We start from the raw sequence: 6712 nt of genomic DNA on the forward strand, positions 1-6712 counted from the left end.
AATCATAATCCACATCACTAAATTCATCAGAAATCTCTTCTTCAGTCATGATTTCATGCTTTGGTACGAGCATATGGTCTTGAATATCAATTTTCAAATTTTTTCCTCCAAATAAAAAAGTTAAAATATAAAATTAGAAACAGGCCTGACGGGAATTGAACCCGCGGCCGCCTGGTTAAAAGCCAGGCGCTCTGCCAGACTGAGCTACAGGCCTATATGACTATTAATACTACCTAAGATATGAGCGCCCTGGCCGGGATTTGAACCCGAGTCGCGGGCTCGACAGGCCCACATGATAGCCCCTACACCACCAGGGCATATCCTTAAATAGTACACTATCAATTAATATAATTTTCATCATATATAAATGTTATGGAAAAACAACAATTTTTCACAAAAATCATATATGATTCCAAATAATAAATTGAAAATCCCGCCTGCCGGACTTGAACCAGCAACATTTGGATCTACAGTCCAACGCTCTGCCAAATTGAGCTAAGGCGGGAAAAGATGGGTCCGCCCGGATTTGAACCGGAGTCTCAGGCTCCCAAAGCCCAAAGGATCGACCAAGCTACCCTACGGACCCACATACAAATGTATGTAGATGACATACTAATAATAATATTTCACTTACAAGTATATAAATATTACGATTATTGCAATAATAATCTAAAAATTGTTATATAAAAATATGATATTAAAGCCCCGGACGGGAATTGAACCCGCGACCACGAGATTACAAGTCTCGCGCTCTACCAGACTGAGCCACCGAGGCAATATAATAAAATCATATAACACTATAATTTATACAAAAAGTCATTTAAATACTTTACTATAAATCATATCTTTTTCATTAAAATTTAAATAATAAAAAATTTATAATAAATAATCATGATAAATACTGAAAAAGAATTACTCAATAGAATTGAAATTAATCTAAAAAGCATTAAAGAAAAAAATGCTTTAACACACTGCATAACAAATTCTGTTACAATAAATGACTGTGCAAATGCCGTGCTTGCTATTGGTGGGTCCCCATTTATGGCAGAAGATGCAGAAGAACTTGAAGAAGTCGTAACTATAGCCGACGTGCTTGTAATCAACATCGGCAAATTAAGTAAAGACCAAATCAAATCAATGAAAATAAGTTCCCAAACTGCAAACAAAACCAACACCCCAATCATTTTAGATCCAGTAGGGGTTGGAGTGACCGAACTTAGAAACAGAACCACAATGGATTTAATAGAAAATTATGATATCGCTGCAATAAGAGGAAACATCAGTGAAATTAAAGCAATTGCAAAACTGGTAGGAGTATTGGATGAAAGCAACACTGCAAAAGGCGTTGATGTTAATCTTGATGACATAATTACTGAAGAAAACCTAAAAGCAAATGGAGATTTAATCTGCGAACTTGCAGACAAATTAAATACAGTTATTTTAGCAAGTGGTCCTCTTGATATTTTAAGCGATGGCGAAACTACCGTTGTCATTGACAATGGAGACGACATGATGCCATTGATAACCGGCAGCGGATGCATGTTATCATCAATTGTTGGAAGCTGCATCGGAGGATCCAATCCGTTTGAAGGAAGCCTTGTTGCAATATTGGCAATGAATATTGCCGGTGAAAAGGCAAGGGCAAAAGTGGATGCAAATGATGAAGGGACAGGCTCATTCAGAGCATACTTAATTGATTATCTCTATAAAACAGACAGTGAGACCTTAGTAAAAGAAGCAAACATCAGGATATTATGAAAAACATAGACTTATCACTATATCTTGTCACCGACAAAAGTGACGATGTGGAAAAATTTTTGAAAACAATTGAAGAAGCAATCAAGGGCGGAGTAAGTGTAGTGCAAATTCGAGAAAAGACCGCTGACACACTTGACTTCTATAATTTGGCACTGAAAGTAAAGGAAATAACCCAAAAATATGATGTGCCATTAATAATAAACGACAGGGTCGATGTTGCACTTGCAATCGATGCCGATGGTGTCCATGTCGGCCAATCCGATATGCCTTGTGACGTTACAAGAGCATTAGTCGGGTCGGATAAGATTGTAGGCGTTTCAGCAGCCACCATTGAAGAGGCTCGCAAAGCTGAAAGTGATGGCGCCGATTATATTGGAACTGGAGCGGTATTTCCAACCGCAACAAAGGACGACGCTCCAAAAATTACAAAAAAAGATTTGAAAGAAATTGTGGAATCAATCAATATTCCAGTTGTAGCCATTGGCGGAATTACATTAGACAATGCACATGAGCTAACCGATACTGGAATCGCAGGATTATCTGTAGTAAGTGCAATAATGAGCTCAGAAAATCCAAAAAAATCATCAGAAGAGCTATTAAAAATATTTAATAGCTAATCTTTACTATTTTTTAAAGCTTCAACAGCAGCTAATTTTTTACCGGCAAGCATGCTTATGCAAGCTCCCCCACCACTGCTTAAATGGCTCATATATTCTTCCAGTCCAAGGCCTGCTGTAGCTGCCGCAATGTGTCCTCCACCGATTAATGTGAAACCTTCTGAGTTGGCCATAGCATTGATCAAATCTTCGGTACCCATTGCAAATTGAGGGTCTTCAAATACCCCTGCAGGACCATTGGCAAATATATATTTGGCGTTTCTGATTTCCTTTGCATAAAATGCAATTGTCTTTTCGCCTATATCAAAGATGGATTCATTTGGAATTTCACTGCTGTCAATGTCAACCCTGTTTCCATCAATTTGACAGGCCACATCTATAGGATACTTTACCTTATCCCCAAACCTTTCAATAAGCTCTTTTGACCGGGAAACCATATCCTCATATCCTTTAGAAATAATGAACTGCTTGTTGACTTCGCCGATGTCAGCACCGGATGCCCACAAAACAATGTTTCCGACAATACCTGTTGTTAAAACTGAATCGGCAGTTTCGTTGCTTAAAACATTTTCCATAACATCAATGGAATCTTCAGGCTTCATTCCACCAAGCAAAAAGACGCAAGGATGCTCAACATTGTCAAGCGCACTCTGGATTACGGTCAGTTCCTTCTCCATCACCCTTCCTGCAGCGGAAGGAGTGTTGACTGTGAATCCTACCAATGATGCCTGGGACCTGTGGGCCGCTGCAAATGCATCATTAACGAAATAGTCTATTAATGGAGACAATTGAGTTACAAGATGAGTTTTTGACTGCTCCAAAGGAGTTCTTGAAAGAGTCTCTTCAGAATAAAATCTTGCATTTTCAAGTAAAAGAATTTCATGAGGCCTTAAGGCTTTTATCGCATCTTTTGCAGAATTGGAAAAGAGTGAATCAACATATTTTACCCTCAAGTTTAAGATGTCTGACAATGCTTCAGCATGTTGGGCCAAAGTTGAAAAGTCCTTTTTGCCCGGACGTGACTGATGGGCAAGAAGCACTACCTTTGCCCCCTTATTGGACAATTCCTTAACGGTTTGGGCATGCAGCTTCAATCTTGTGTCATCCAAAATAATTCCTGAACTAGGGTCTACAGGAGAGTTAATGTCAATTCTCACAAGCACTGTTTTGTCTTCAACATCAAAATCATCGATTGTATTAAATTCCTTAGCCATTTTCTCACTCTATAATTTACTTACCAAGTCAAGCAAGGCATCTTTTGGACTTTCCGCCTTGATAATTCCTGATGCGAGCAATACTCCATCTGCACCCAGATCCATAGCCGCCTTCATGTCGTCTCCGGTGGTGATGCCTGCACCGCACAATACCTTAACATCTTTATTGATTGCTTTTACCTCGCGAACTGTATCCTCAACGACTTCAGGTTGGGCCTGAGATACAGGGATTCCGGTTCCGATAAGTTCAGGAGGTTCAACGGCAACTGCATCCGGAGCCAGTGTTGCCACAGCCTTTGAAGTTTCAATATTATTTGTGCATACGCATGATTCGATTTCATTGGCTTTGCACAATTTTACCACTTCATCAATGTCTGCCAACTTCATCCTCTGCTCTGAATGGTTAATCAAAGATCCGCTGATTCCCGCATCAATCAATGTATTGATGAGGTTAGAGCCGGTATGTCCCCCAGGAGATATTGCATCAATGTGTTGAGCAAAAATAGGCAGTGAAGTCTCTTCACTGATTCTGTAGATGTCTGCCGCTTGAGGGGCTGCAACCATAGTGATTCCAGATTCGCTGGCAGCACTTTCCAGGTCATGTGCAAGTTCTAAAGCCTTTAAACCACTTGATTCTAAATAAGTTTTATAATTCAATATTACTATTGGAGTGTCCATATCTATCCCACAATAACTTTATTAATTAAATATTTAATTAATCTCATTAAATAAATTTTTGATTGGAAATTCTCCTTTTTGCCAAGTCAATATATTCCGGTTTAATGTCATAGCATATGTAGTTCCTGTTGTTTTGCCGGGCTGCAATTGCGGTTGTTCCGCTTCCGCAGAAGGGGTCCAGAACAACATCCCCCTCATAGCTGTATAGATTTATGAGCCTATGAGGCAGTTCAATCGGAAAGGGTGCAGGATGACCGATTTTTTTAGCATTGACTGCGGGAAATGTCCATACGCTTCTTGTCCATTCGATAAAATCGTCATGAGCTATGGTGTCCCTTTTGACCTGCTTCTTATCCTTTGAATAGGAATCCTTTGAAAAGACCAGAATGTACTCATGATAATCCCTTAAAACAGGATTTGAAGCGGACATCCAGCTTCCCCATGCACATGATCCTCCTCCACTGGCGGACTTGTCCCAGATAATTTCTCCGCGCATCAGAAATCCCAAATCCAGCATTATCTCAATAATCATCGCATGCAGTGGAATATATGGCTTCCGTCCGATGTTTGCAACATTAACGCATGCCCTTCCGCCTGTGACCAGCTTTTTGTAGACTTCTCCAAAGACTTTGGTCAAAAGCTCCAAATATTCATCCAACGTCAAATCGTCATCATATTCCTTTCCAACATTATACGGAGGAGAGGTTATCATCAGATGAATGCTGCTGTCAGGTATCTCATCCATCAACTCACTTGATTTGCAGTAAAATTTATTCAGATTGCTTTCCGGAATAGGATTTTCCAGATAGTCTATGCTTTTCGGCAATTTGAATTCCTCAAATAGCTTTGAGCTGTAAAATTTCTTTGAGTTGTGGGATTCCCTCACCACCGAACCGAATGATTTAGTTTGTGTTTTTCTTGTCAAGTTAAGACCCCTTTAGGAGATTCAAAAATTTCAATCCCTTTTCCTGATATGTCTTTTCCCTGTTGGCAATCTCAATCAGCTGACCCAGCCTTTGAGGACTTTCCATCCCAGAGAAAAAATTTAATTCCTGTTTAAACAATTGGTTCAAAGTCATATTTAATTCATCAACATTATCCATCCTGATGAACCCGTTCTTATGGCTTCTTTTTCTGGTGTTTCCATGATTCAGTGGAAATGGATTCAGCGACCAGAACCCCTGGATGATGCCTGACGTTTTCAGGTAATCCGCTTTTTTGCAGAATCCATTTGAAAGGGGAGCATTACCCAAAACAATCAACGGGATTTTGGATGCACGGACATTTGAAACCCTTATGTCTATGCATTTTCCGATAGCCTTCAAAATCGAGTCCGAACGTGTGAAGCTTGGACGGCCCTGATGGGTTCTGTAGTCCCCTATTTCCCTAACGTGACCTGTTGTCTCATCATACTGCCAGTTCCACACAAGGGACATCTTCACTTCAAATATCAGCTTCACTTCATCAGGCATCAGCACCTTCTTATTAGCCTTTGAGATGACGATGTCTGCGGGGGACCTGTGAGTTATTCCGATAGCCGGAATCTGTGCCTGCTGGATGACAAATAGCTCCTCATCATCAAGCATGAAATTCAGCAGGTCACAGACCCATTTTTCAGTGTAGTTTCCTATCAGCGAATTTCTTGCCTGGAGCGTTGATTTTGCCCCGGAATATCCCTTGGGCCAATAGGACACATATCTCCCGTCATCGGTCCGGTAGAACAGCTGTTCGTATGTTGCGAAATTTTTTGATTTGTCGAAGAATAATTTTTCCTGATTTTTATTCCATAATCTCATAATGATTATCTATTAAACTTAAACATATAAATAGATTTAATGAGATAAAATAAATTTTGTTCAGTAAAAGTGATATTGCTTTGGACTTGTAAAAATGTATATACTACAAAAGCTAAAAATAGATTTGATTTTATGTCATTTACAAAAAACCAAATTGAAAAATTAGAGAAAAGCGGATACAGGTTTGTTGGAAAGCACGGCCATGCTGCAGTCAAGACCTGCCATTGGACCAGACAAAGCATTTCAGATAAAGGGGTTTGCTATAAGGAGAAATTCTACGGAATCAAATCCCACAGATGCCTTCAAATGTCACCGGCAGTTCCAAACTGCCAACAGGAATGCGAATTCTGCTGGAGAGACCTGACATACACCCAAACCAACTGGGAAGATGAGGAATATGACGAACCTAAAGTAATCGTTGATGAAGCAATCAAGGCACAGAATAACCTGCTGTGCGGTTTTTATGGAAATGACAAGGCAAACAAGAAAAAACTGGAAGAGATGAAAAATCCCAATAATGCGGCAATATCCCTTGCGGGAGAGCCTACACTTTACCCTAAAATAGATGAGCTTATTGGGGAATTCAACAGACGTGACTTTACAACATTTGTGGTGAGCAATGGCCAATGCGTCGACAGATTACGAAACC

6 protein-coding genes, 5 tRNA genes and 1 pseudogene are annotated in these 6712 nt (G+C 39.9%); 3 read left to right on the plus strand and 9 right to left on the minus strand.

All coding sequences use genetic code 11. The annotated features are described in order from the left end of the window. Window positions 1-140: 140 nt before the first annotated feature. The 5 genes from E7Z79_RS08720 to E7Z79_RS08740 all read right to left on the minus strand — a co-directional run bounded on the left by E7Z79_RS08720 (window position 141) and on the right by E7Z79_RS08740 (window position 775). Window positions 141-214: transfer RNA gene (locus tag E7Z79_RS08720), tRNA-Lys, on the minus strand. Window positions 215-245: 31 nt separating this feature from the next. Then, window positions 246-317: transfer RNA gene (locus E7Z79_RS08725), tRNA-Asp, on the minus strand. Between the two features lie 114 nt (window positions 318-431). After that, a tRNA-Tyr gene (locus tag E7Z79_RS08730) sits at window positions 432-505 on the minus strand. Window positions 506-511: 6 nt separating this feature from the next. Next, window positions 512-586: transfer RNA gene (locus E7Z79_RS08735), tRNA-Pro, on the minus strand. A 115-nt stretch (window positions 587-701) separates the two neighbouring features. Next, window positions 702-775, minus strand: a tRNA-Thr gene (locus E7Z79_RS08740). A 116-nt stretch (window positions 776-891) separates the two neighbouring features. Here E7Z79_RS08740 and thiM point away from each other — a divergent pair. Continuing rightward, window positions 892-1758 carry a hydroxyethylthiazole kinase gene (gene thiM / locus E7Z79_RS08745; RefSeq protein ID WP_303739572.1) on the plus strand — a complete coding sequence of 289 codons (867 nt, stop codon included), beginning with the start codon at window positions 892-894 and terminating at the stop codon, window positions 1756-1758. After that, window positions 1755-2375, plus strand: coding sequence for a thiamine phosphate synthase (thiE, locus tag E7Z79_RS08750; RefSeq protein ID WP_303739573.1), 621 nt, complete (start codon window positions 1755-1757; stop codon window positions 2373-2375). The genes thiM and thiE overlap by 4 nt, the downstream gene beginning before the upstream one ends. Here thiE and pgk read toward each other — a convergent pair. Genes pgk through E7Z79_RS08770 form a run of 4 tightly spaced genes read right to left on the minus strand, consistent with a single transcriptional unit; the run spans window position 2372 to window position 6063 of the window. After that, window positions 2372-3589, minus strand: a complete 1218-nt coding sequence (pgk, locus tag E7Z79_RS08755; protein WP_303739574.1) for a phosphoglycerate kinase — start codon at window positions 3587-3589, stop codon at window positions 2372-2374. The two genes, thiE and pgk, sit on opposite strands and share 4 nt — an antisense overlap. A 9-nt stretch (window positions 3590-3598) precedes the next feature. Then, the gene (gene tpiA / locus E7Z79_RS08760) at window positions 3599-4267 is read right to left on the minus strand and encodes a triose-phosphate isomerase (protein ID WP_303739575.1); all 669 of its coding nucleotides are present in this window, start codon (window positions 4265-4267) and stop codon (window positions 3599-3601) included. A gap of 46 nt (window positions 4268-4313) precedes the next feature. Beyond that, a complete protein-coding gene (locus tag E7Z79_RS08765) occupies window positions 4314-5192 on the minus strand; it encodes a site-specific DNA-methyltransferase (RefSeq protein WP_303739576.1) in 879 nt (292 codons plus the stop codon). Window position 5193: 1 nt separating this feature from the next. Then, window positions 5194-6063 (minus strand): hypothetical protein, encoded by an 870-nt coding sequence (locus E7Z79_RS08770; protein ID WP_303739577.1) that lies wholly within the window; start codon window positions 6061-6063, stop codon window positions 5194-5196. A 132-nt stretch (window positions 6064-6195) separates the two neighbouring features. Between E7Z79_RS08770 and E7Z79_RS08775 the strand changes: the two are divergent. Then, window positions 6196-6712 (plus strand): annotated as a pseudogene (locus E7Z79_RS08775) (4-demethylwyosine synthase TYW1); the annotation flags it as partial.

The organism is Methanobrevibacter thaueri (assembly GCF_015062905.1).
Lineage (GTDB): Archaea > Methanobacteriota > Methanobacteria > Methanobacteriales > Methanobacteriaceae > Methanocatella > Methanocatella thaueri_A.